The following is a 22,581-nucleotide window of genomic DNA, read 5'->3' as shown; positions in this document are numbered from 1 at the left end:
TTCCCGGAAAACCGATGGATTTTCATAAGGTGGCCATTCTCGGCGGCGGGCTGCTCGGCGGTTCGCTGGCGCTGGCCCTGAGACAGCGTTGTCCGGAGCTGCCTGTAGCCCTTTGGGCGCGGCGGGCGGAGACGGTGGCCATGGCCCAGGATCGGGGGATTGACGGGGCCACCGGTGATCTCTCCCAAGCCCTTGCGGGGGCTGATCTGGTCGTCCTTTCCACCCCGGTCGGGGCGATGGCCAGCGTGCTGCTGAATGCCCAAGCGGCCGGACTTTCGGCAGATGCCCTGATCACGGATGTCGGCAGCGTGAAGGCCTCGCCGCACCGACTGTTGCGGCCGCTGCTGGAGCGGAGTGGTCTGCGCTTCATCGGCAGCCATCCGATGGCCGGCTCTGAGCAGACAGGGATGGAGGCCGCGGAGGCGGATTTGTTCGAGGGGGCTGCCTGCCTTCTGACCGACGAGGAGGGGGTGGGGGACCCTTGGCTCTCGCGATTGCAGGTTTTTTGGGAGTTTCTGGGGTGTCGCGTGACCGGGATGACCGCAGGTGATCACGACGGCCTGGTCGCGCGTATCAGCCATTTTCCGCACCTGATGGCGGCGGTGACGGCGAAAGTCGCGCTCCAAGACCCGGCGGATGGCCGCTTCGGCGGCGGCGGCCTGCGCGATACCACCCGGGTTGCCGGGGGAGATCCGGCCATGTGGGCGGAGATCGCCATGGAGAACCGCGAGGCCCTGCGCGCCGTGCTAAAAGATGGACTCCGGGAGATGAGTGAAATGCTTGCCATGCTGGAGTCCGGCGACCAAGAAGCGCTGCGCCATTGGCTGGCTGTCGCGAAAGAAGCCCGCGACGGCTCGCGCGGTTCCCAAGATTTCCCATGAGCGAGTTCCGAGTCCGATCCATCCGCACGCTGGCTGCCGAATTTCCGGTGCCCGGTGACAAGAGCATGTCGCACCGTGCGGCGATGATCGCGGGCTTGGCCGACGGCGTTTCCACCGTGCGCAACTTCCTGCCCAGCGAGGACTGCCTGAATACCCTGGGGGCCATGCAGGCCTGCGGCGTGCAGGTGGAGGTGCTGGAGGAAATGCCCGGTTTCGGTCCGACCTCAATGCGGATCCATGGGCGCAAGATGGAGCTTTCCGCGCCGACCAAACCGATCGATTGCGGCAACTCCGGCACCGGTATGCGCCTGCTGGCTGGCCTCTTTGCCGGGCAGTCCTTCGAGACCGAACTCTTCGGCGATGAATCGCTTTCCGGTCGCCCGATGGGCCGTATCACCGATCCGCTCGGCCAGATGGGCGCGAAGATCGATTGCCTCGGCGCCAAGCCGGGCTGCGCTCCGCTCAAGATCCACGGCACCAAGCTGACCCCCATCCGCTACGAGTTGCCCGTCGCCAGCGCGCAGGTGAAGAGCGCGGTTTTGCTGGCCGGAATGTTTTGCGATGGCACGACTACCGCGGTGCAACCGGCGGATACCCGGGACCACACGGAGCGGATGCTCGAGTCCTTCGGCGTGAAGATCCGGACCGAGGGCCAGGCGATTTCGATTGATGGCGGACAAGTGCCGCAGGCTCGTGACTTCCGCGTGCCCGGAGACATTTCCAGCGCCGCCTTCTGGGTGGTGGCTGCCGCCGCTCTGCCGGGTTCCCGCCTGGTGATCAAGAACGTCGGCCTGAATCCGACCCGCACCGCAGTGCTCGATGTCATCGAGCGCATGGGCGCGAAGATCATCCGCACGGTGCTCTCGACCGATGACGGCGAGCCGATCGGCGACGTGGAGATTCTCGGCGGTGCACTGAAGGGCACCGAACTGCTCAAGGCCGAGATCCCGAACCTCATCGATGAGATTCCCGTGATCGCCATTGCCGCCGCACTTGCGGAGGGCCAGACGGTGATCCGCAATGCCAAGGAACTCCGTGTGAAGGAGACCGACCGCATCACCACCGTGGTCAACAATCTGCGTGCCATGGGTGGGCAGGTGGAGGAATTCGAGGACGGCATGGTTATCACCGGCGGCAGCCCGCTGCACGCCGCTACAGTGGAAAGCCACGGTGACCACCGCATCGCCATGGCCTTCGCAATCGCCGGGCTCTTCGCGGAAGGTGAAACCGTGGTGCAGAACACCGCCTGCGTGAACACCTCCTACCCGGGCTTCTCCAAGCAACTCGCCGCCGTGCTCGCCGAGAGCAAGTCGCTTGCGGACTACGATCTCCCTGTCGTTCCCGTATGATTCTTCACCGCGCCATCGCCATCGACGGTCCCGCCGCCTCCGGCAAGAGCACGCTCGCGCGCATCCTGTCGAAGCGCCTGGGCCTGATCATGGTGAACTCGGGAGCGATGTATCGCGCCGTGACTTGGAAGGTTCTGAGGGACGGCGTGGATCCAACCGACCGTGCCGCCGTGGTGGATGCCCTGCGAGGCATGGAGCTGGAGTGCGGCGTCGATGGTCTGTCCTCAACCGTCAAGGTGGACGGCATCGACCCCGGTGATGAACTCCGCAGCGAGGAAGTGAATTCCAACGTTTCCGCAGTGGCCGCCGTGCCGGAAGTCCGCGAATGCTTGGTCTCCCTGCAGCGCGACTTCCTCAAGCTGGGCGACGTGGTCATGGAGGGCCGCGACATCGGCACCGTGGTCTTTCCCGAGACGCCCTACAAGATCTACATGGATGCGGACCCGTCTGTCCGCGAAGCACGCCGTGAGGAGGTCGGCGAGGTCGATTCCGTGGCTGCCCGCGACCATGCCGACAGCCGCCGTGAAACCGCTCCGCTCAAGATTGCGGAGGGCGCGGCGATCCTCGACACCTCCGGTCATACCATCGAAACCGGCGTGGCAGCTGCTTTGGACATTCTCCGCAGCCAAGGCTTCCTCATGTCCACGGAGGACGGAAGTTCACCGCTCTAACAATCGTCGCTCATGCGTTGGATTTACTGGTTGGGTTGGACCCTTTTCGGAAGTGCCTATCGCTCGCTCTTCGGGCTGAAGGTGATCGGCCGCGAGAACCTCGTGCGGGAAGGGGCGGTGCTGATCGCCTCCAACCATGAGAGCTTCCTGGATCCGCCGCTGATCGGCACGCTCTATCAGGACGAGATGTTCTATCTCGCCCGCAAGTCGCTCATGACGGGCGCGCTCATCAAGTGGATCTACCTTGCGTGGAATTCCATCCCCGTGGACCAGGATCGGCCGGACATGACCAGCCTGAAGGCGATCATCAAGCTGCTCGCATCGGGCAAGCGGGTGCTCGTATTCCCTGAAGGCGAGCGCAGCCTCGATGGTGTGATCGGCGTGGCCCAGCCCGGCATCGGCCTCATCGCCGTGAAATCGAATGCGGTGATCCAACCGATCCGTATCGAAGGCGCGCGCGAAGCCCTGCCACGCGGTTCGGGACGAATCCGCTTCAGCCAGATTTCCCTGCACATCGGCCCCCCTATCCGTCTGACGGAGGAGGAGTTGGCCACGGCGCGGGGCAAGCACGGCTACCAGCACATCGCCGACCGGATCATGAACGAGATCAAGGCTTTGGCTTAGTCAGTCCGCGGGCCCGCTTTCGGTGTCCGCGGCTTTGGCTTGCATCTCGTCGTAGGCATGAAGCAGCTCGGTCACGAGAATGCCATTGATCGTCATTCGGTCGTAGCAGGCATTCTCGATCGCCATGCCGGAGCAATTGGCGTCTGAGATGCGGGCTCCGCTGAGGGAGACATTCTCGAAGCCGGCACCTGCGAGACTGACGTCATCGAAGCGGGCGCCGCCGAGGTTCACATCGTGGAAACGGGCATCGCCGAGGTCCACATTGTCGAACTCGGCGCCCTTGAGGGAGGCGTTTTCGGTTTTGGGGTTCATGGGAGTGGGAGGGTGGGGAGATCGTCTGCCGAATAGCGGATGGCGTGCCCGTTGACGAGAAAGCTTTTGCTGGGGAAATGCCATCGTGGCTAGAGTGCAGTCCTTGAAGAAGGGCCTCGTTGTTTCCGATCTGCATCTTTTCTCTGCGCGCTCAAGCGGGGAGAAGTTGTTGGAGGATTTGAGTCCGATTTTGCGGCGGGTCGATCTACTCGTCTTGAACGGGGATACCTTCGATTTCCGCTGGAGCACTTTGGCCTCGGAGCATGAGACGCTGGTGGCCGCGCGATGGCATTTGGAGCGCTGGCTGAAGCTCTTCGAGGGGCGGGAGATCCATTATGTGATCGGAAACCACGACTGCCTCGTCGGCCACTGTGCGATCCTGGCAGAGATGGCTGCGGCGAGTGAGACCTTGAAGGTTCATGAGCGGGAATTCGTTCTGGGCGATTCCTTGTTTCTGCACGGCGATTGCGCAAACCGCGGGATGAGTCCCGCGCGGCTGGATGCCTATCGCGAGGCGTGGAGCCGCGACCGGCAGCGCGGGGCGGTGGGCAGGGGATTCTATCGTGTGGTGGATGCGACAGGGGCGGGGCTGATGTTCCATCGCGTCTACTTCCCGCAAGCGGCCACGGTGGCGCGGGTGAGCGGATATCTGGATCAAGCTCTGCCGCAGTGGCGGGAGGGAATCCGCAACTGTTACTTCGGGCACACGCATATGCCTTTCCGCGATCACGAAGTGGGTGGGGTGCGCTTTCACAACACCGGTTCAGGAACCCGCGGAATGGGCTTCAATCCGCTGGAGTTTGAGATCCCGTAGGGGAATGGCTGCGGCGCTTTTCTACAAGACCCTCAGCATCTCCAAGGTCTCCTGAATCTTCTTCTTCGGATCTTCCGACGTCAGCCGCGGGAAGCGCTTGCCCTCGAGCATGATGTAATCTCCGCCACGTTGGAGCATCAGGCGTTGGCCCTTGATTTCCACCGAGCTCACGCCCTTGCCGGCGGCCACGAGGCGAATGCGGCCGACCGTGATCAGATTCTCCGCGGACTCCGGCAAGCGGCCGAAGCGATCCTTCCAGCGCGCTTCCAAGGCATTGATATCCTTCTCGACCATGCTCTCGGCGAGTTCGCGGTAGGCACTCACGCGGAGCTGGGTCTCGCCCAGCCAGGCATTCGGCAGGAAGGCCGGGAGCAAGGGTCCATCACCGGAGCCACGGGCGAATTCGGCTTCAGAGAAGGCCACGAAGTCGCTGCGGAAGCTCGCTTCCACGCGGGCCTTTGGCGTCTTGCCCTGCAGGCGGTCGACGGACTGACGCAAGAGCTGGCAGTAGAGATCGAAGCCGACCGCAGCAATGTGGCCGCTCTGCTTCGTGCCTAACAGATTTCCCGCACCGCGGATCTCCAGGTCGCGCATGGCGATCTTGAAGCCTGAGCCGAGCGCGGTATACTGCTTGATCGCGTGGATGCGCTTGCGGGCATCCCCAGCGGTGATGAAATCGCGAGGCAGCAAGAGGATCGCGTAGGCTTTCTCACCGGCGCGCCCGACACGGCCGCGGAGCTGGTAGAGATCCGCCAGGCCGAAGCGGTCGGCGCGGTCGATCAGGATGGTGTTGGCATTCGGGATGTCGATGCCGGTCTCAATGATCGTGGTGGCGAGCAGGATGTCGGCCTCGCCATGCACGAACTTGCGCATCACCACCTCCAGATCGTCCTTCTCCATCTGGCCGTGGCCAATGAGGATTCTAGCTTCAGGCACCAGTTCCTGCAGCTTCTTGTGCATCATCTCGATGCTCTTCACCCGGTTGTGCAGGAAGAAGACCTGCCCGCCGCGCTTCATCTCGCGCTGGATCGCCTCGCGGATGATGCGCTCATCATACTGCACCACGCTGGTGTGCACCGGCACGCGGTTCGGCGGCGGGGTGTCGATGGTGGACATGTCGCGCGCACCCATCAGCGCCATGTAGAGCGTGCGGGGGATCGGCGTGGCGGAGAGGGTCATCACGTCGATGCTGCGGAAGAGCTCCTTGAACTTCTCCTTGTGCTTCACGCCGAAGCGCTGCTCCTCATCGACGACCGCGAGGCCGAGGTTCTTGAAGTGTACATCGCCGGAAATCAGTCGGTGGGTGCCGATCACGATGTCCACCGAGCCATCGGCGAGTCCTCGGATGGTGTCCCTGATTTGGCCGGGTGTGCGGAAGCGATTAAGCAGATCGACGCGTATCGGATAGTCGCTCATCCGCTCGCGGAAGGTCCGCCAGTGTTGCTCCGCGAGCACTGTGGTCGGCACCAAGATGGCCACCTGCATTCCTCCGGTCGCGGCCTTGAAGGCAGCGCGGATCGCGACCTCGGTCTTGCCGAAGCCGACGTCGCCACAGATCAGCCGGTCCATCGGCTTGGCCGATTCCATGTCGCGCTTCGACATCTCGATCGCGCGGCGCTGGTCAGGCGTTTCGGTGTAGTGGAAGGAATTTTCGAATTCCCACATCCAGCGCGAATCGGGCGGGTGGGGGATTCCCATCTCGGCCGTGCGCTCGGCCTGCACCCGCAGGAGCTGGGCGGCGTAGTCGAGGATCGATTTCTCCGCGGTCTTGCGGATGTTCTTCCACGCCGTGCCTCCGAGCTTGTTCAGCTCCGGCGTCTTGCCGCCGAGGCCGACATATTTGGCCACCAGGTGCGCTTGCTCGATCGGCACTGCCAGCAGACCTCCTTCGCGGTATTCAATGCTGATCTCCTCGCTGGTCTCGCCCGGGGCGATCCCACGGAAGCGGCCGATGCCGTATTCGTAGTGGACGACAAGGTCGCCCTCCTCGATGTCATCGAGCGAGGCCCGGGCTGTTAGAATGCGCTGACCCTCGGCGCGGCTCCGCTTGAGTGTGCCCGGCGTGCGATAGCGGCCGAAGAGTTCGCTGGAGGAAAGCACCGCCATGCGCGCGGCGGGAACGGTGAAGCCTTGGACCAGCTCGCCGCGCAGGCGCACGATATCAGCCACGGCTTCCTGGCCGGCCAGTTCGGTGAAGCGGTCTTCCTCGCCCTTGTTGGAGAAGACCATGCCGATCTTCCAATCCTGCGCCCGCCATTCGTCGAGCTGCGCGAAGAAGCGTTCGCGCCGCGATTGCTCCAGCACGAAGTCGCCAGCCTCGAAGCTGCCAAGTGGGCTGCCGAAGCAAGCGGTGGAGAAGTCTTCCTCGCCCTCGGCTTCGATCGCGCCACCGGTGATCCGCACGGTCGCGTCGATGTCCGCCTCCTCGAAGGCGATCTTCACATCGCCGGGCCGCAGATACTCCGCGACCGTGGCTTCCAACTCCGGCTCCGCGAGCAGCAGTTCGGCGCGGTCGAGCTTCGCGATGGATGCCTGGGAATCGACATCGAACTCGCGCAACGACTCGACCTCGGTATCGAAGAACTCGATCCGCAGCGGGCGTCCGCCTTGCCACGGAAAGACATCAAGGATGCCTCCGCGCACCGCGAATTGCCCGCGGCCCTGCACGGTGGTCACCCGGTCGTAACCATGGGTGGAGAGCTTGGCGGCGAGTTCAAGAGGATCAGCCTCGGAGCCTTGGCGGATGGTGATGCGGCTGCCCGCGAGTTCGGCGGGCGAGGGGGCTCCTTGCCCAAAGGCATCCGGCCCGCAGAGGATCACGAAGGAGTCTTCCTGTGCAGCCCTGTCGAGCAGCTCCAGCCGGAGTGCCGCGGCTTCTGGATCGGAGAGCTGGCCGCCCTCCAATTCGACCGGGGCCTCAGGCAGGTCATCCGCTTGAACTCCCCACAATTCGAGCTCCGCCGCCAGCCGCTCACGTTGTCGTGGCCCCTCGCAAATCAGCCAGAAGCGCTGCGGCTTGGGCTGGGATAGATGCTGGATCACCACTGCGGCGAGCCACGCATGGGCGGCTTCATCGACGTGATCGAACACGACGCTCCCCGCACCTTTGACCGCAAGGGCCAAGCGCTGAGCAAAATCCGGCTGCCCGATTGCCCGCAACAGCCAGTCATCCTGGGCTTCCGCCTTGCGGGGCACGTGGGACTGCTAGGGGCGAAACGGCAAAATTCCAAACCCTAATTTCCCGCAAGTGGAGCGGCGGACTACATCTGCTGCCCCGAACTCCTCAGCATGATGTCCCCGATTTCCACGTGGGGCGGAGCATCGAGAATCGTTAGAATCGCACATGCCACATCTTCCGGCGTAAGCATGGTCATGCTTTCCTTGGTCTTGCGCAGGGATTCCTCCCGGCCGCGGAAGTAGAGATCGAGCAGAGGTGTATCGACGAAGCCGGGGGACACACAGGCAACTTGGATCGGGGAGTTGATGCTCTTCAGCTCCAGGCGCAGGGCATCGGTGATAGCCCGCACTGCGAACTTGGTGGGCGCATAGAAGCCGCCGGTTGGCGGCACCCGGTGTCCGCTCATCGAGGAGACATTCACGATCCGGCCGCCTTCGCGCGGGAAGTGACGCAGGGCCAACTGGCTGCAGAGGGTCAGGGCGAAGACATTGACCCGCCACATCTCTTCCCAGTCCACCGGGTTGCCGTCGACGATCCGGGACAGGTAGGCGATCCCGGCGCAGTTCACGAGGGCATCGATCTTTCCAAGGTGGCGGAAAATCTCGAGGATCTCCTCGCGCTTGGTCAGGTCCGCCTGGATCGGGGCCACCCCGGCGGGCAGGGTGGAGGGGTGGCGGGTCACACCGATCACTGCGGCACCTTGCTGTAACAGCATCTCCGCCAAGGCCCTGCCGATGCCGCTGGAGGCTCCGGTGACAAGGACGGTGGATCCGGCGATACTCTGCATGGCCGGAGTTTTCCATCCGGTGGCGGAGTTTGCTAGTTCTGAGTGTTCAGTTTTCAGGAACAGCCGTCGGAGCTTCGTGTGCGGCCCGATGCAAGTGCCTTTCCCTGAAAACTGAATGCGGAAGAAGCGTCAGCTTCGATTTCTCATCGCGAAGCGCAAACCGGCAAAGTCCGGAGGACAACACTGAAATCTAGCAAGCCATCCCTCCCTTGACCAGTCCCCGCAGTCCTGTCCATCTTCCCCGCCATGCGCATTTTGACCGGGCTGCAACCCAGCGGGAAACTTCACGTCGGCAATTACTTCGGCGCGATGGAGCCTGCCGTGCGGCTGCAGGATCAAGGCGAGGCATTCTACTTCATCGCGAACTACCACGCGATGACCACAGTGAAGAATCCGGACGATCTCCGGGCCTTCAGCCGTGAACTTGCCATCGACTTCCTGGCCTGTGGTCTCGATGCGGATCGCACGACATTCTTCATGCAGAGTGCCGTGCCGGAAGTGAATGAACTCGCATGGATCCTCTCGACGGTGTGTCCGGTCAGCCAATTGGAGAAGGCACACTCGTACAAGGACAAGGTCGCGCACGGTTTCTCGCCGAGCCACGGCCTCTTCGCCTATCCGGTGCTGATGGCCGCGGACATTCTGCTGTATGACTCGCAGCTTGTGCCGGTCGGCAAGGACCAGAAGCAACACCTGGAGATCACCCGCGACCTTGCTGGCAAGATCAACGAGTCCTTCGGTGAAGGCACACTCGTAGTGCCGGAGCCGATGATCCGCGAGGAGACCGCGGTGGTGCCCGGACTCGATGGCCAAAAGATGAGCAAGAGCTATGGCAATACGCTCCCGCTTTTCGCCGAGGAAGGCGAAGCGAAGAAGCTCATCATGAAGAAGCTGGTGACCGATGCCACGCCGCTCGAAGCACCGAAGCCAAAGGGAAATTCCACCTTGCTCGCCCTCTATCGTTTGATGGGCTCCACCGAAGAAGTCGCCGCGATGGAAGCGGACTTCGACCGCGGCGGCATCGGCTACGGCGATTTCAAGAAGCGCTTGCTGGAAGCTTACGAAGCCCGCTTGGCACCGATGCGTGTGCGGCGTGCCGAGTTGCTTGGCGATCCCGGCTACGTGGATTCCATCTTGGCCAGTGGTGCCCAGAAGGCACGCGCTGCAGCCACGGTTGTCCTCGATCGTGTCCGCAAGGCCGTCGGCATCGTCTGATAGTTTGCCGCTCGTCGCGAGTAAGACTCGCATGCCGAAGCGTTCCCGCCTGCTGCTGCTTGCCGCATCATCCTTGGTGCTCGCGCCATTGTCTGCGCTTTCCCAGGAAGAGGTGTCGCCAGCAGCGGCAAAGGAAGCGGCGACAGCGGAAGGTGACTTCCAATTCGAGTGCGTGCATGCGGATCGTCCGATCCAAGTCTACGGCTATCGTCCATCGGACTACCAAGGTGGTCTGCTCCTGGTTCTCTTCCACGGCGCCAGCCGCAATGCCAAGAGCTATCGCGATGGCGGGCGGGTGCTTGCGCGCAAGCTCGGCATGCTGCTGCTCGTGCCGGAGTTCGACCGCGCCCGCTTCGATGTGGCCGCTTATCAAGAAGGCGGAGTCATGAAGGACGGCAAAGTCCAAGCGCGCGATCAATGGACCTTCGCCTACCTGCATCCTCTGCTCCAGCAGGTTTTCCAACGCGAGGGCAAGAAGCTGCCTTACTATCTCGTCGGGCACTCGGCGGGCGCTCAATTCCTCGGCCGCATGGCAGCGCTGTATCCGAATGAAGCGCAGCGCATGATCCTCGTGAATCCCGGCTCGCTGATGTTTCCGGATCGCGCGCAGAAGTATCCCTATGGCTTCGGCGGACTGCCGGAAGAGATGGCATCGGATGCTGCCATCCAGCGATACCTGGCCGCGCCGCTAACCCTCTATCTCGGCACCGGTGATGTGGGCCTCAAGAATCTCTCCACCGGTGAAAAGGCGATGAAGCAGGGTACCACTCGCATCGAGCGTGGAAGAAATTGCCTTGAAGCCGGCAAACAACTCGCGGCCTCCAAACAGTGGAAGTTCTCATGGCGGCGCGTGGAGGCGGAGGGCTTGGATCATCCCTCGCTGCCGATGTGGAATCATGCGAACTGCCGGCTCGCGATCCTGGGCACGCCGGAATCGTCCTCCACGCCAGGGCCCCCCGGACCGGCCGAGTGAGCCACAATTTTAACCGGGTATATCCGCCCGGGGCCTGATTTTAAAAAGATTCGGCCGCCTGCGGGACGCGAAATCGCGTGATGCCGCGGCGAAATTTTTGCTTTGCCAAATGGCGGAAGAGAGGCAAAGTTCCGCTGTCCGATGGACTTGGCGGTTGCGGGTTTTGCAGTCGCCTCCGGGTTTGAAAATCTTGCCGCGACCATTCTCGCACTGGGCAGGAATTCCCCATACCCGGCCCTCGTCGTTCCCCAAATCCCATTCACGCATTTCCTAACAGGGAAATGGCACGCGCCTCAGCGTAGCGCCGTACTCCCGTTTTCAGTTTTTTCTCAGCGATCATGGCTGGTCACAACAAGTGGTCGAAGGTCAAGCACATCAAGGCTCGCGTCGACGTCATCAAAGGCAGGGTGTTCAGTAAGTGCGCCCATGAAATCGCGCTCGCGGCGCGTGCCGGTGGCGGAGATGTCGGCATGAATGCCCGTCTTCGCGCCGCCGTGGACAATGCCAAGGCGGTCTCGATGCCGAAGGACAACATCGACCGCGCGATCAAGAAGGGCCTCGGAGAACTGGGTGGCGAAGCGATCCAAGAAGTTGCCTACGAGGGTTACGGCCCCGCGGGAATCGGCTTCCTGATCGAGGCCGCCACCGACAATCTGAACCGCACCGCGGCGGACATCCGCTCGATCTTTTCAAAGAATGGCGGCAGCGTCGCCACTCCCGGCAGCGTCTCCTATCAATTCGACCGCAAGGGCGAGATTCGTATTTCTGCGCAAGACATCGGTGAGGACCAGATGATGGATGCCGCGATCCTCGCCGGTGCCGACGATGTCCGGAGCGACGAAGAGGAGCATCTTGTATATACATCGCCGACCGAACTTGCCGCCGTGGCGGCTCAATTACGCACTGCCGGTTTTACCATTGCAGCGGAGAAGCTCGTGTCCGTTCCGCAAAATCCATCCATCGTCGCGGACACTGAGATCGCGCGGCAGGTGATGAAGCTCTACGACCTGCTGGATGCCTACGACGACACCCTGAATGTTTTCACCAATTTCGAAGTGGCAGACGAAGTTCTCGTCGCCCTCGACCACTGAGCTGCTTGCCAGCTTTCGACCCTTTTTTTGAATGAGCCATAACACGCCCCAGGACACCGCCGGCTACGAACCCGCCGCGGATACTTCGTCCGCCGAATCCAAACCCGCTGCCAAGAAGACGGCCAAGAAAGCCGCCAAGAAGGTTGCGGCCAAGGTCGCGAAGAAAGCGACTGCCAAGAAGGCAACGAAGAAGGTGGCGAAGTCGAGTGAGGCGGAATCCATGCCGGCTCAAGCGGTTCTCCCACTGGATGTGCCGATGGAGGCTGTTGCCCCCAAGGCCAAGAAGGTGGCGAAGAAAGCCGCCAAGAAGGCAGCGCCTGCGGAAGAGAAATCATTCGCGATCGCCGAACCACCGGTGTCCGCACCAGCTCCCCGGGAGGAAGCCAAGCCTGCTCCCGCACCTGCCGCGCAGGTTTCAGTTGAGTCGAAGTCTGCCGAAGCTTCTTCTTCGGAGACCAAGCAATCTTTTGGTCGCGTGCCCGGTGGTGGCCGCGTCCAGCGTGACGACCGAGACCGGGATCGTGAGCCGCGCGAGCGCGAGCACCGTGAACCCCGCGAGCAACGCGAGCCCCGCGGTGAACGCGATCAGAATCAAAACCAGAATCGCCAACAGGATCGCCAGCAAGATCGCCAGGACGGTGGTCCCAAGGACCGCACCGAAGCCAACCGGGAACGCCGCAAGCGTCGTCGCAAGCGGCGCCGTGAACGCGAGCGTGACACCCGCCATGGTGGTGGGGGCGGCGGTGGCGACCAAGGAGAACGCGCCGAGCGCCAAGAGCGTTCGGAACGTCCCGAACGCCAAGAGCGCCCCGAGCGTCAGGGTGGGGGAGAGCGGTCGGAACCCGTCGAGAAACAGCCAGCCTTCAGCGGCCCGAAGGTCGAGGTGAACGGCATGCTGGAACTCGCGCCAAAGGGCTTCGGCTTCCTGCGCGTGCCCAACAAGAATTTCGAGCAAGCCCGCGACGACGTTTTCGTTTCGCCGGAGATGGTGCGCCGCAGTGGCTTGCGTCCTGGCGTGTGGATTCATGGCCTTGCCCAAGACGGATCCCGTGGCCAGCAGTTGGTGGAGATCACTTCCATCAATGGCCTGACTCCCGATGATGCGAAGAAGCTCCCTGCCTTCGAAGAACTCAAGGCGGTGAATCCGAACAAGCGGATCAGCCTCGAGACCACTCCCGAGCGTTTCACCACCCGCGTGCTGGATCTCATGGCACCGGTCGGCCGCGGCCAGCGCGGCTTGATCGTCTCGCCGCCACGCTCGGGCAAGACCACCTTGCTCCTGCACATCGCCGAAGCCGTGCGCGAGTTGCACGACGAGACGATGCATCTCATGATCCTGCTCGTCGACGAGCGGCCGGAAGAAGTTACCGAATTCCGCCGCACCCTTCCCGGTGCGGAGATCTACGCCAGCTCGAATGACGAAGGCGCGCGCAGCCACTGCCGCATCGCCGAGATGTGCATCGAGCGCGCCAAGCGCCTCGTGGAAGCCGGCAAGCACGTCTTCCTGCTGATGGATTCCATCACTCGTCTGGCCCGCGCCTACAATGGCGGCATGCGCTCGCAGGGTCGCGGCATCGGCAGCGGTGGTATCACCGTGGGCGCTCTCGAGATCCCGCGCCGCCTCTTCGCCGCCGCCCGCAATACCCGCGAAGCCGGCTCGCTGACCATCCTCGCCACCGCGCTGATCCAGACCAACAGCCGCGCGGACGAAGCGATCTTCCAAGAGTTCAAGGGTACTGGTAACATGGAACTCGTCCTCGATCGCAAGATCGCCGAGAACTACATTTACCCCGCTGTGGACATCTTCAAGTCCGGCACCCGCCGCGAGGAACTGCTCCTGCCCGAGCACACCCTGCACAAGATCCACCTCATCCGCCGCGGCCTCTCCGGCCACCGTCCGGTCGAGGCCATGGAGCGCCTGACTTACTTCCTGAAGAAGTTCCCGAACAACCCGCAGATGCTGCTGGAGATTAAGGGATGATAAGCGCTACCTCCCTCTAGGACGAAGAGGAGTGGCCGGCATGACCTCAGCCATCCGGTTTTCGATTTCTGCCGCCACCCCGCTTCCAACTTCCCCGCAAACTTCGAATTGCCCCTGCCGCCGGATCAGCGAAACTAGTCGCCGTGCCCGACACGATCGAAGCCGAAGTCTTGGAAATCGACGGCAGCCCCGCCCCGCCGCCATCACGCGATGCGCAGACACCGCCCCAGCGCGGTGGAGCCGACGCGTGGCGCGCCGCCCTCCAGGGGCAGATCTTCCGCTTGGACAAGCGCTGGTGGCCGCTATGGGTTTTCCTCGGAATCGTGGCGGTAGCCATCCTCGCCGTGATCGGCGTTTTCGTAGTGGCCTTCATCGTGGTGGCGAAGATCCTCGGCGGCATCCTCCGTCTCCTCGGATTGGGTGGGGGATCTGCCGCTCGACCGGGTGCCAGTATCCTGATCCGTCGCGGACCCTGAAGGCCTTGCAGGGGAGTTTTCGGCAAGTTATTCACAAGTGGTTTTGCCCACAGTTGGCTCTCAAGCCGCGCTGTTTAAAGGATTTGGGACGCCTCGCGAAACTCTCCACATTCGCGCTCACAGAATGTGAATAACTTGTGGATAGTCGGTGTGAAACGGTTTTGTAACTTTGCTAGGCCTTGTGGGTGAATGGTTTGTGTAAAATGGGGACGCGTCTGCTGCATTCCACGAGCGTGAACAACTCGGACCGCCCACACCAATCAGGCTCTCGCGCGTTCGGGGGAGATGGAATTCCCCCTCAAATTCCGGCCCGGGGCCTGCTTTCCCCCTGGATGGTAATTTCCGCCTTGTTCTCAACTTATTCACAACGGCCCCGGAAGAACGTGGAAAAGCATTGAGGCCACGGCTTTTAGGCTTGGATTGCTTTTGACGCCGCCTCTCCCGCCCTGTTCACTCCGCGCGGCTTTTCCCGATACCATGTCTTACGAACATTTGACCCCGCCCGCCGGAGACCGCATCACCATTCAGGATGGTAAATTGAACGTGCCTGACCAGCCCGTGATCCCCTTCATCGAAGGCGACGGCACGGGTCCAGACATCTGGAAAGCCTCGGTCCGGGTGTTCGATGCCGCGGTCGAAAAGGCCTACGGCGGCAAGCGCAAGATCTCCTGGTTCGAAGTGCTCGCCGGCGAGAAGTCCTACGACATGTTCAAGGACAAGGTCTCGGACCTCGGCAAGGCCTGGCTTCCCGACGACACCCTGAAGGCCTTCGACGAGTACCTCGTCGGCATCAAGGGCCCGCTGACCACTCCGGTCGGCGGCGGTATTCGCTCCCTGAATGTGGCCCTGCGCCAGATCCTCGATCTCTACGTCTGCCTCCGCCCCGTGCGCTGGTTCGATGGCGTGCCTTCCCCGGTGAAGCGCCCTGACCTGACCGACATGGTCATCTTCCGCGAAAACACGGAAGACATCTACGCTGGCATTGAGTTCAAGGCCGGCACCGACGAGGCCAAGGCCTTCGGCGACTTCCTCAAGGAGAAGTATCCGGCCCTCGCCAAGAAGGTCCGCTTCCCCGCCACCGCCGGCTACGGCATCAAGCCCGTGTCCGAAGAAGGCACCGAGCGCCTCGTCCGCGCCGCGATGGAATACGCGATCGCCGAGGGCAAGGACTCCGTCACTCTCGTCCACAAGGGCAACATCATGAAGTTCACCGAAGGTGGCTTCCGTGACTGGGGCTACGAGCTCGCCAAGAAGGAATACGGCGCGGTCGAAATCGACGGCGGCCCATGGTGCAAGATCCCGGAAGGCAAGCGCGGCGCCGGCATCATCATCAAGGACGTCATCGCCGACGCTTTCCTCCAGCAGATCCTGACCCGCCCGGCGGAATACTCCGTGGTGGCCACCCTGAACCTGAACGGCGACTACATCTCGGACGCCCTCGCCGCTTGCGTCGGCGGCATCGGCATCGCTCCCGGCGGTAACATCAACTACGTCACCGGCCACGCGATCTTCGAAGCCACCCACGGCACCGCGCCGAAGTATGCCAACCAGGACAAGGTCAACCCCGGCTCCGTCATCCTCTCCGGCGAGATGATGCTCCGCCACCTCGGCTGGACCGAGGCTGCCGACCTCATCATCAAGGGCGTCAACGGCGCCATCAGCGCGAAGACCGTCACCTACGACTTCGCCCGCCTGATGGACGACGCGAAGGAAGTGAAGTGCTCCGAGTTCGGCGACGCCATCATCAAGGCGATGTAAGAAGTAGTCCGCACAGTCCTCTGTGCGGACGAAGCGATCTTAGATCTTCGCTTAATTTCTCAAGGCGCGGTCTCCAACAGGGGGCCACGCCTTTTTCATGGGCAAAGGCAGGTCTGCATCGATTCCGTCCGTTCGATTGTAATCGCCCCATCCCGGGGCTCCTGCTTCTATCAAGGCGTGAGCTGCCTCGCCGGTATCTTCATCCTCCTCTACACCCTTGCGAACATCAAGTCGGGGCGAGCCGATCTGCTTGCCCTTATCACACTCAAGGGCCGCCCGTCGGATGCGGAGGTGACCCGCGAGGATAGTGGTTGCCTCTTCTGGTTTGTCATCCTCTTCCAGTTGATCCTAGGCATCGGCGTGATCACCGTCGGGGCCAAGCTCGAGCGCGGGATGGGCATAGGTCCGCTCTGGTCGATGTGATTCAGATCGTCGAACGCTCCAGAAGCTGTGGTGCGGGATAGTCCGTTTTTCCGGAAGTGCTGCCATAGTGCCGCCCGGAACCAGCCGGAGCTTGGACGACGCCTCTTTTTCATCGTGGCTTCATCCTCCCGTCTCACCGGGTTGTTAGCTTCTCATTCTGGTCATGGATCGAGGTTCGCAGAAAACAGCTCCCGGCATTTCCGAGTATGTTGCCGCGTTAATAGAAGCGGCATCGCTGTGGCGGCAGATCGTTCAATGGTGCTGCGCTCTGCTGCCCCTAGGCCTGATGCTCGGCTTGCTGGCTACGCTTTGTCAGTTCGGCTGGCCGAGTATCTTCAGCGGGAGTTTCTTGGCCGTGCTTTGGCCGATCTTCCTGGCCCTATCTTGCGTTTGGTATCGCTTCGCAATGCGAACCCCGCGCTCCGCGCTGCTCGCGGGAGTCTTTGCCGGCGCGTTAGGCCTCACTTGTGCCAAGATCGATTGGATGCTTGTGACCTCCCACCAAGACGAGGGCGTTAGATATAGGCAGTCGATGTTCGAGGCTCTTCCACCCGCTCCACTTTGGCGGAGGCCGACACCGGAGCAATTCAGGCCCGGCGCGAAGTCATGGCGGGACTGCGTCTTCAGTGCGAAGGACGACGATGGTAGCTCAATGGGTGTGCCTTCGCCCGTTCCGAACTGGCTGCTGATCTGGCTGCGGCTATTGGCTTATACGATTATTCCGTTCGCGGGTTTGTCCGGGCTTCTGGCTGGATATGCGCAATGCCGCCACTGGATACTCCGCTTCGGAAAACGCTGGCTGCAGGATGAACCGACATTTCATTCGTGAATGACGTAGCTCCATCGGATTCCCTCCAAGCCCAGTGCTTGGAGTGCGGGGCAAGCATCCTTTCTGCCACCGCGGCGCGCACGGGCGGACTTTGCATGCGATGCTGGAATCAATTCGTGTCTGTTTCCAGACCTTGGGTTCATTGGCTGAGATGGATTACAATGGCATTTGCGGTCGCAGGCTTGGCCTTGGTCGGCACCATCGAAGTCCTGAATTGCAAGTGCGGGAATGCAATCGCGCGCAAGATGGCACAGGAGCCCCATTCTAAATGGCGGATTCTCGCTCCCCGATCCGCTTGGCTTCTCTATCAGCGGGACTTCAAGGCTCTGAGGGGCATCAATCCCCAGACACCTCTGTCTGCCGCTAACCAAGAGGCATTTGAGGCCTATGCACAATCGCGCTGGCGCGCTTATCTGCCCTACTACTGGCTAGACTACGCCATGAAGTACAGCATCTGGGGAATGCCAGCGGGCCTCTGCACAGCAATCTCTTCCTTCATTCTCCTTGGCAGGAGCCGGTCCTCCTGGCGCGCACTCCTCTGGACCACGGGCATTGTTGGGATCATGACCTTCCTGACGGTCGCTATTCGCTATTTCCCGGCCTTGGGCTGGTGAGCTATTGTCGCCGGAAGCAACTTGCATGAACGCCCTTATCAAGAACCCGGCAGCACTGGCACCACTGCTCTTCCTGATCCTCTTTCCTGCCTTCTGGTGCTTCGTGGTCTGGATCATCTCGATCCTCGGCGGCTGGGCGCGGCTCGGGAGAGACTACACCGCCCGCAACAAACCCCTGGGACCGGACTTCTCGATGCTCAGCCTCCAGATCGCGCCGATGACTGGATACAACAATTGCCTGCAAGTCACCTTCTGCGCGCAGGGAATCTACATGGTGCCTTTCCTCATCTTCCGCGTGGGCCATCCGCCCCTGCTGATTCCGTGGTCGAAGGTCGGCCCGATTCAGACCAGGAATTTCCTTTGGATGCGGACTGATTTCTTCCCGATTGAAGTGGCCGGGAAGTCCCTCAAGCTTTACCTCAAATCCAACGCTCGGCAATGGATTGAGCAGAATCCCAACTACCGGGATTTTGCGCCGCGATTCACAGGACTCCCCTAGATGGGGGATTTGATGGAATTTCGTGCAACCGACCAGCTCGGCCAGCGTCATCCCTGAAAGATCTGCCACTTTGGCCCCGTCCCGCGGAAGATGCCGAAAACTGCCTTCTGCGAGCGCCCTCCATCATTGCCAAGCCCGCCTTCGCCGCTAGCCTTGCGCGGAATGAGAACCCGTTTGCTCTGCGCCTCTGCCATGCTTTTCGCCACCGGTGCCTCGCCGGCGGCCACCACCGTCCTCCAAGCCTTCGAAGGCGATGGCTACGGTGATTGGAAGGTAGAGGGCACCGCCTTCGGTCTGGCTCCCAATGGCGACCAACTTGATGGCCTCACGGCTCCGCTGACCGCCTATGCGGGGAACTCGGTGGCCTGTTCGGCTCACGGCGGCGATGTGGCGAAGGGCTCGCTGACTTCTCCCGATTTCAAGATCACCGAGAACTACATCTGCTTCCTCATCGCCGGCGGCAATCACCCCGGCAAGGTCGGCGTGCAACTCATTGTCGATGGCAAGCCGGTGCTCGATGCCACCGGCGGGAACAGCCTGCAATTCCGCACCCAAGTCTGGGACGTCACCCAGTACAAGGGCAAGCAAGCCAAGATCCGAATCTATGACGATGAGAGTGGAAGCTGGGGCATGATCGCCGCCGACCACTTCATCATGACGGACTACGCCAACACCAAGTTCCCGGCGCCGACCAAGAACGGCAAGCCGCACCAAGCCGGCCTCATTGCCAGCGGCGTGATGGGCGGCGTGAATATTCCGGAAGGCACCAAGGCCACCATCGTGGCCGACTACAAGAACGGCCAGGTCACCTCGCCGACCGCGCTGGCCTTCGGCGAGAAAGGGGAGATCTACGTCACGGAGACCCACCGCTTCCGCCACGGTGTGCCGGACAACCGCGACCACCTCTACTGGTACCTCGATGACATCGCCTCGCGCAAAACCGAGGACCGCCGCAAGATGCACGAGAAGTGGCAGAACCAGCAGAAGATCTCCTCGATCCAGTTCCTGACTGAAGTGGCCGACAAGGTGCGCGTGCTCTCTGCTCCCGGTGCCGATGGCAAGTCGGCGAAGTCCTCGATTTTCGCAGACGGCTTCAATGATCTGTTAGATGGTCCCGCCGCCGGTGTCTTCGAATACGAGGGCACGGTCTACATGGCCTGCATTCCCAAGATCTGGGCCCTGCGTGACAAGGATGGCGACGGCAAGGCCGACAAGCCCGAAGAGCGTGAGGCGATGTTCGATGGCTTCGGCGTGCGCGTGTCCTTCTCGGGTCACGACCTCAATGGCTTTGTGCTTGGACCCGATGGCCGCATCTACGGCACCCTCGGTGACCGTGGCCTGAACCTCACCACCAAGGAGGGCAAGCACTACGAGATGCCCGACCAAGGCTGCGTCTTCCGCTTCGATCCGGACGGCACCAATTTCGAGATCGTCCACACCGGCCTGCGCAACCCGAAGGAGCTCGCCTTTGACGAATATGGCGATGCCATCTCGGTGGACAATAACTCCGACCAAGGTGACCAGGCCCGCGTTGTCTATGTGATGGACGGTGCCGACTCCGGCTGGGCCATGGAGCACCAGGCTCTGCACAGCTTCCATCGCCAGATCGGCCTGGAGGAAGAGCCGCCTAACCGCTGGATGGCGGAGCAAATGTGGGCACCGCAGAATGACAAGCAGCCAGCCTACATCCTGCCGCCGGTGGCGAACCTGACCTCCGGTCCTTCCGGCCTGACCTACCACCCTGGCACCGGCTTCTTGGAGAGCGAGGCCGGCCGCTTCATGATCTGCGACTACCGTGGCGGCGCGGCGAATTCCGGGATCTGGTCTTTCAAGGTCGATCGCGTCGGCGCGGGCATGAAGATGACGGACTCCCGCCAGCTGAACTGGGGTGCTGCGGTGACCGACGTGGAATACTCGTGGGACGGCAAGCTCTACGTCACCGACTTCATTGGTGGCTGGGAGTCGCACGAAGACGGCCGCGTCTATGCCCTGTCCGCGGACAAAATGTATCGCCAGGACGAAGCCGAACACACCGCGGAGCTCATCGCGGAAGGCTTCGAGAAGCGCCCGGTGCCCGGCCTCGAGAAGCTCCTTTCCCATCCGGACATGCGCGTCCGCCTGCGCGCCGAGTTGGCTCTTACTCGTCGCGCTGAAGGGATGGAGGTGCTGACCAAAGCGGCCAAGTCTGGCGGTGACACCATTACCCGCCTGCATGGCGTCTGGGGCCTGGGTATCATGGCCCGCCGTGGCTCCGCGGTGCTGCCCGGTGGTGGCGGGGACTTCGTGAAGATCCCCGGCAAGGATTTCCGCCAGAAGGCCCTCAAGGAATTGATTTCGCTCTGTTCGGATCCGGATGCCGAAGTGCGAGCTCAAGCCGTCAAGTCGATCGGCGAGTCGGGTCTCGTGGCAAGCGGCATCCCCTTCGCCAAGCTTCTGGAGGATGAATCGCTGCGGGTCCGTGCCTTTGCCGCGATTGCCGTGGGCCGGATGAAGGATTCGACGGCATTGACCGGCATCTGGAAGATGCTGGAGGGGAATGATGATCCCTATCTGCGCAGCGCCGGCTCCTACGCCATGTCCCTGTTCGGTGATCCTCGTCAGATCGCCGTCCTCGCTGAGGAAGAGGATCCCTCCCTGCGTCTGGCCGCAGTGGTGGCTCTGCGCCGCCTGAAGGCTCCGCAGGTCGCATCCTTCCTTCACGACGACGACAAGCGGGTCGCGCGCGAAGCGATGCTGGCGATTCACGATGCTGGCATCGAGGAAGTTCGCCCGCACGTCGCAGCTCTCTTGGATGAGCTTCCGTCTTATCTCACTGAGATGGACTGGCGCCGTCTCCTTCAAAGCGCTTTCCGCCTGGGTGATGAGAAGAACCTGCAGCGCGTGCTGAAGGTGGTGCTCGATCCGAAGGCCCCGGCTTACGCCCGCGCGGAAGCCCTGCGCCTCGTCGGCGAGTGGAGCAAGCCGCATCCGGTCGATCAATCGCTCGGTCACTGGGCACCACTGCCGGAGCGCGATCCGGCGCTCGTTCGCAATACCCTCACGCCCTTGCTAACGGAGCTTCTCAAGCTCGATGGCAAGCTGGCGGAACCTGCGCTCCAGTTGTTGCAGACCTATAAGCTGGATTTGACTTCGGTGGACGATGTCACGCTGAAGGGCCTGGTCATGAATCCACGCCTCCCGGGCAGCGCCCGTGCCGAGGCTCTCAGCCTCTATGCCAGCCGCAAGCCAGCCGGCATTGATGGACTCTTGGGTGAACTGGCCAAGGGTAAGGACGACGACCTCGCCATCGGTGCGATCAAGCTGCTTGCTGCCGGGCAACCCGCTGCCGCACTGGAAGCAATCCGTGCCGCGGTGGAAAGCCCCAGTGCCGCCCGCCAGCAGGATGCTTGGCAACTTGCCGCCGACTTGCAGGCACCGGGGATTGATTCGCTCTTCGTGAGCGGCCTCAGCAAGCTCAAGGAGAAGTTGGGTGTTTCACCTTCCACCCTTGAGTTGCTCGATGCCGCAGCCAAGCGCAGTGAAGAGCCGGTCGACAGGGCGCTCGCCGAATACAAGGCAGCAATCGCGGCCTCGTCCGATCCGCTTGTTCCCTTCCTCGGCTCGCTGCAAGGCGGCGATCCCAAGAAGGGCGGCCAGCTCTTCGAATCGCAGCCCGCAGCCCAGTGCATGCGCTGCCACTCCGCTGGTGGCGGTCACGGTGGCGGCGATGCCGGCCCGAACCTTGAAGCCGTCGGCAAGCGCGGCGACGCGAAGTACTTCCTGGAGTCGCTGATCAACCCGGGTGCCAAGGTTGCCCCGGGCTTCGGGATCTCCACGGTCACGCTCAAGGGCGGCAAGACGGTCTCCGGCCTCGTGCTCTCCGACACTGCCGAGCACGTCGACCTCGACTCCAACGGCAAGGTGCTGCGCGTGCGCAAGAGCGACATGGACAACATGCTCCCGCCAATCTCGGCCATGCCGCCGATGAGCGCGATCCTCTCACCCGCTGAGATCCGCGACGTGGTCGCTTGGCTCGGCACCCAGAAAGGCAAGGAGCCGGAGCCCAAGAAGCGCCCGGCGCCGGAACTGGTGACGCCTTGAAATAGGTAGCAGTAGGAAGCTTCAGG

General features: G+C 62.3%; 19 protein-coding genes. 16 read left to right on the top strand and 3 right to left on the bottom strand.

The annotated features are described in order from the left end of the window. Positions 1–14 precede the first annotated feature (14 nt). Genes BV071_RS02755 through BV071_RS02740 form a run of 4 tightly spaced genes read left to right on the top strand, consistent with a single transcriptional unit; the run spans position 15 to position 3,525 of the window. A complete protein-coding gene (locus BV071_RS02755; RefSeq protein WP_035601623.1) occupies positions 15–881 on the top strand; it encodes a prephenate dehydrogenase/arogenate dehydrogenase family protein in 867 nt (288 codons plus the stop codon). Beyond that, positions 878–2,230, top strand: coding sequence for a 3-phosphoshikimate 1-carboxyvinyltransferase (aroA, locus tag BV071_RS02750; RefSeq protein WP_052572797.1), 1,353 nt, complete (start codon positions 878–880; stop codon positions 2,228–2,230). The genes BV071_RS02755 and aroA overlap by 4 nt, the downstream gene beginning before the upstream one ends. Next, positions 2,227–2,901, top strand: a complete 675-nt coding sequence (gene cmk / locus BV071_RS02745) for a (d)CMP kinase (RefSeq protein WP_035601620.1) — start codon at positions 2,227–2,229, stop codon at positions 2,899–2,901. Before aroA ends, cmk begins: the two co-directional genes overlap by 4 nt. A 12-nt stretch (positions 2,902–2,913) precedes the next feature. After that, entirely contained in the window at positions 2,914–3,525 is a 612-nt protein-coding gene (locus BV071_RS02740; protein ID WP_035601617.1) for a lysophospholipid acyltransferase family protein, read from the top strand. On the opposite strand, the gene BV071_RS02735 is transcribed toward BV071_RS02740, so the two are convergent. Then, a complete protein-coding gene (locus BV071_RS02735; protein ID WP_035601614.1) occupies positions 3,526–3,837 on the bottom strand; it encodes a pentapeptide repeat-containing protein in 312 nt (103 codons plus the stop codon). It lies immediately after the preceding gene. An 85-nt stretch (positions 3,838–3,922) separates the two neighbouring features. On the opposite strand from BV071_RS02735, the gene BV071_RS02730 reads away from it, so the two are divergent. Then, positions 3,923–4,651 carry a metallophosphoesterase gene (locus tag BV071_RS02730; RefSeq protein WP_343123395.1) on the top strand — a complete coding sequence of 243 codons (729 nt, stop codon included), beginning with the start codon at positions 3,923–3,925 and terminating at the stop codon, positions 4,649–4,651. Between the two features lie 21 nt (positions 4,652–4,672). Here BV071_RS02730 and mfd read toward each other — a convergent pair whose 3' ends face one another. Together mfd and BV071_RS02720 are read right to left on the bottom strand one after the other, a co-directional pair. Then, positions 4,673–7,846 carry a transcription-repair coupling factor gene (gene mfd, locus BV071_RS02725; RefSeq protein ID WP_265593990.1) on the bottom strand — a complete coding sequence of 1,058 codons (3,174 nt, stop codon included), beginning with the start codon at positions 7,844–7,846 and terminating at the stop codon, positions 4,673–4,675. A gap of 65 nt (positions 7,847–7,911) precedes the next feature. Then, positions 7,912–8,616 (bottom strand): SDR family NAD(P)-dependent oxidoreductase, encoded by a 705-nt coding sequence (locus tag BV071_RS02720; protein WP_052572796.1) that lies wholly within the window; start codon positions 8,614–8,616, stop codon positions 7,912–7,914. 246 nt (positions 8,617–8,862) lie between these two features. On the opposite strand from BV071_RS02720, the gene trpS reads away from it, so the two are divergent. The 11 genes from trpS (at position 8,863) to BV071_RS02665 (ending at position 22,555) form a co-directional block, all read left to right on the top strand. Further along, positions 8,863–9,831: a tryptophan--tRNA ligase gene (gene trpS / locus BV071_RS02715; RefSeq protein WP_035601609.1), complete on the top strand. Its 969-nt coding sequence runs from the start codon at positions 8,863–8,865 to the stop codon at positions 9,829–9,831. 31 nt (positions 9,832–9,862) lie between these two features. After that, the gene (locus BV071_RS32400) at positions 9,863–10,804 is read left to right on the top strand and encodes an alpha/beta hydrolase (RefSeq protein WP_052572795.1); all 942 of its coding nucleotides are present in this window, start codon (positions 9,863–9,865) and stop codon (positions 10,802–10,804) included. Between the two features lie 338 nt (positions 10,805–11,142). After that, positions 11,143–11,895, top strand: a complete 753-nt coding sequence (locus BV071_RS02705; protein WP_035601607.1) for a YebC/PmpR family DNA-binding transcriptional regulator — start codon at positions 11,143–11,145, stop codon at positions 11,893–11,895. A 31-nt stretch (positions 11,896–11,926) separates the two neighbouring features. Further along, the gene (gene rho, locus BV071_RS02700; RefSeq protein ID WP_265593989.1) at positions 11,927–13,876 is read left to right on the top strand and encodes a transcription termination factor Rho; all 1,950 of its coding nucleotides are present in this window, start codon (positions 11,927–11,929) and stop codon (positions 13,874–13,876) included. 143 nt (positions 13,877–14,019) lie between these two features. Further along, positions 14,020–14,352, top strand: coding sequence for a hypothetical protein (locus BV071_RS02695; RefSeq protein ID WP_035601603.1), 333 nt, complete (start codon positions 14,020–14,022; stop codon positions 14,350–14,352). Between the two features lie 477 nt (positions 14,353–14,829). Continuing rightward, on the top strand, positions 14,830–16,110 hold the full coding sequence (icd, locus tag BV071_RS02690) for an NADP-dependent isocitrate dehydrogenase (RefSeq protein ID WP_035601600.1): 1,281 nt from the start codon (positions 14,830–14,832) through the stop codon (positions 16,108–16,110). 177 nt (positions 16,111–16,287) lie between these two features. Next, complete coding sequence (locus tag BV071_RS02685) at positions 16,288–16,533, top strand: hypothetical protein (protein ID WP_035601596.1); 246 nt, start codon at positions 16,288–16,290, stop codon at positions 16,531–16,533. 163 nt (positions 16,534–16,696) lie between these two features. After that, complete coding sequence (locus tag BV071_RS02680) at positions 16,697–17,362, top strand: hypothetical protein (protein WP_035601593.1); 666 nt, start codon at positions 16,697–16,699, stop codon at positions 17,360–17,362. Positions 17,363–17,523: 161 nt separating this feature from the next. Continuing rightward, on the top strand, positions 17,524–17,976 hold the full coding sequence (locus tag BV071_RS02675; RefSeq protein WP_035601590.1) for a hypothetical protein: 453 nt from the start codon (positions 17,524–17,526) through the stop codon (positions 17,974–17,976). 25 nt (positions 17,977–18,001) lie between these two features. Then, positions 18,002–18,475 (top strand): hypothetical protein, encoded by a 474-nt coding sequence (locus BV071_RS02670; RefSeq protein WP_035601585.1) that lies wholly within the window; start codon positions 18,002–18,004, stop codon positions 18,473–18,475. 162 nt (positions 18,476–18,637) lie between these two features. Then, complete coding sequence (locus tag BV071_RS02665) at positions 18,638–22,555, top strand: HEAT repeat domain-containing protein (protein WP_265593988.1); 3,918 nt, start codon at positions 18,638–18,640, stop codon at positions 22,553–22,555. Positions 22,556–22,581 lie beyond the last annotated feature (26 nt).

The sequence above is a fragment of the Haloferula sp. BvORR071 genome (assembly GCF_000739615.1).
Classification (GTDB): domain Bacteria; phylum Verrucomicrobiota; class Verrucomicrobiia; order Verrucomicrobiales; family Akkermansiaceae; genus Haloferula.
This window is presented reverse-complemented; position numbering and strand designations above follow the sequence as displayed.

Excerpts from the sequence above, each read along its gene's own strand:
- BV071_RS02755 (WP_035601623.1), top strand. The coding sequence starts at position 15 with ATGGATTTTCATAAGGTGGCCATTCTCGGCGGCGGGCTGCTCGGCGGT.
- aroA (WP_052572797.1), top strand. The coding sequence starts at position 878 with ATGAGCGAGTTCCGAGTCCGATCCATCCGCACGCTGGCTGCCGAATTT.
- cmk (WP_035601620.1), top strand. The coding sequence starts at position 2,227 with ATGATTCTTCACCGCGCCATCGCCATCGACGGTCCCGCCGCCTCCGGC.
- BV071_RS02740 (WP_035601617.1), top strand. The coding sequence starts at position 2,914 with ATGCGTTGGATTTACTGGTTGGGTTGGACCCTTTTCGGAAGTGCCTAT.
- BV071_RS02735 (WP_035601614.1), bottom strand. The coding sequence starts at position 3,837 with ATGAACCCCAAAACCGAAAACGCCTCCCTCAAGGGCGCCGAGTTCGAC.
- BV071_RS02720 (WP_052572796.1), bottom strand. The coding sequence starts at position 8,616 with ATGCAGAGTATCGCCGGATCCACCGTCCTTGTCACCGGAGCCTCCAGC.
- trpS (WP_035601609.1), top strand. The coding sequence starts at position 8,863 with ATGCGCATTTTGACCGGGCTGCAACCCAGCGGGAAACTTCACGTCGGC.
- BV071_RS32400 (WP_052572795.1), top strand. The coding sequence starts at position 9,863 with ATGCCGAAGCGTTCCCGCCTGCTGCTGCTTGCCGCATCATCCTTGGTG.
- BV071_RS02705 (WP_035601607.1), top strand. The coding sequence starts at position 11,143 with ATGGCTGGTCACAACAAGTGGTCGAAGGTCAAGCACATCAAGGCTCGC.
- rho (WP_265593989.1), top strand. The coding sequence starts at position 11,927 with ATGAGCCATAACACGCCCCAGGACACCGCCGGCTACGAACCCGCCGCG.
- icd (WP_035601600.1), top strand. The coding sequence starts at position 14,830 with ATGTCTTACGAACATTTGACCCCGCCCGCCGGAGACCGCATCACCATT.
- BV071_RS02680 (WP_035601593.1), top strand. The coding sequence starts at position 16,697 with ATGGATCGAGGTTCGCAGAAAACAGCTCCCGGCATTTCCGAGTATGTT.
- BV071_RS02675 (WP_035601590.1), top strand. The coding sequence starts at position 17,524 with ATGGCATTTGCGGTCGCAGGCTTGGCCTTGGTCGGCACCATCGAAGTC.
- BV071_RS02670 (WP_035601585.1), top strand. The coding sequence starts at position 18,002 with ATGAACGCCCTTATCAAGAACCCGGCAGCACTGGCACCACTGCTCTTC.
- BV071_RS02665 (WP_265593988.1), top strand. The coding sequence starts at position 18,638 with ATGAGAACCCGTTTGCTCTGCGCCTCTGCCATGCTTTTCGCCACCGGT.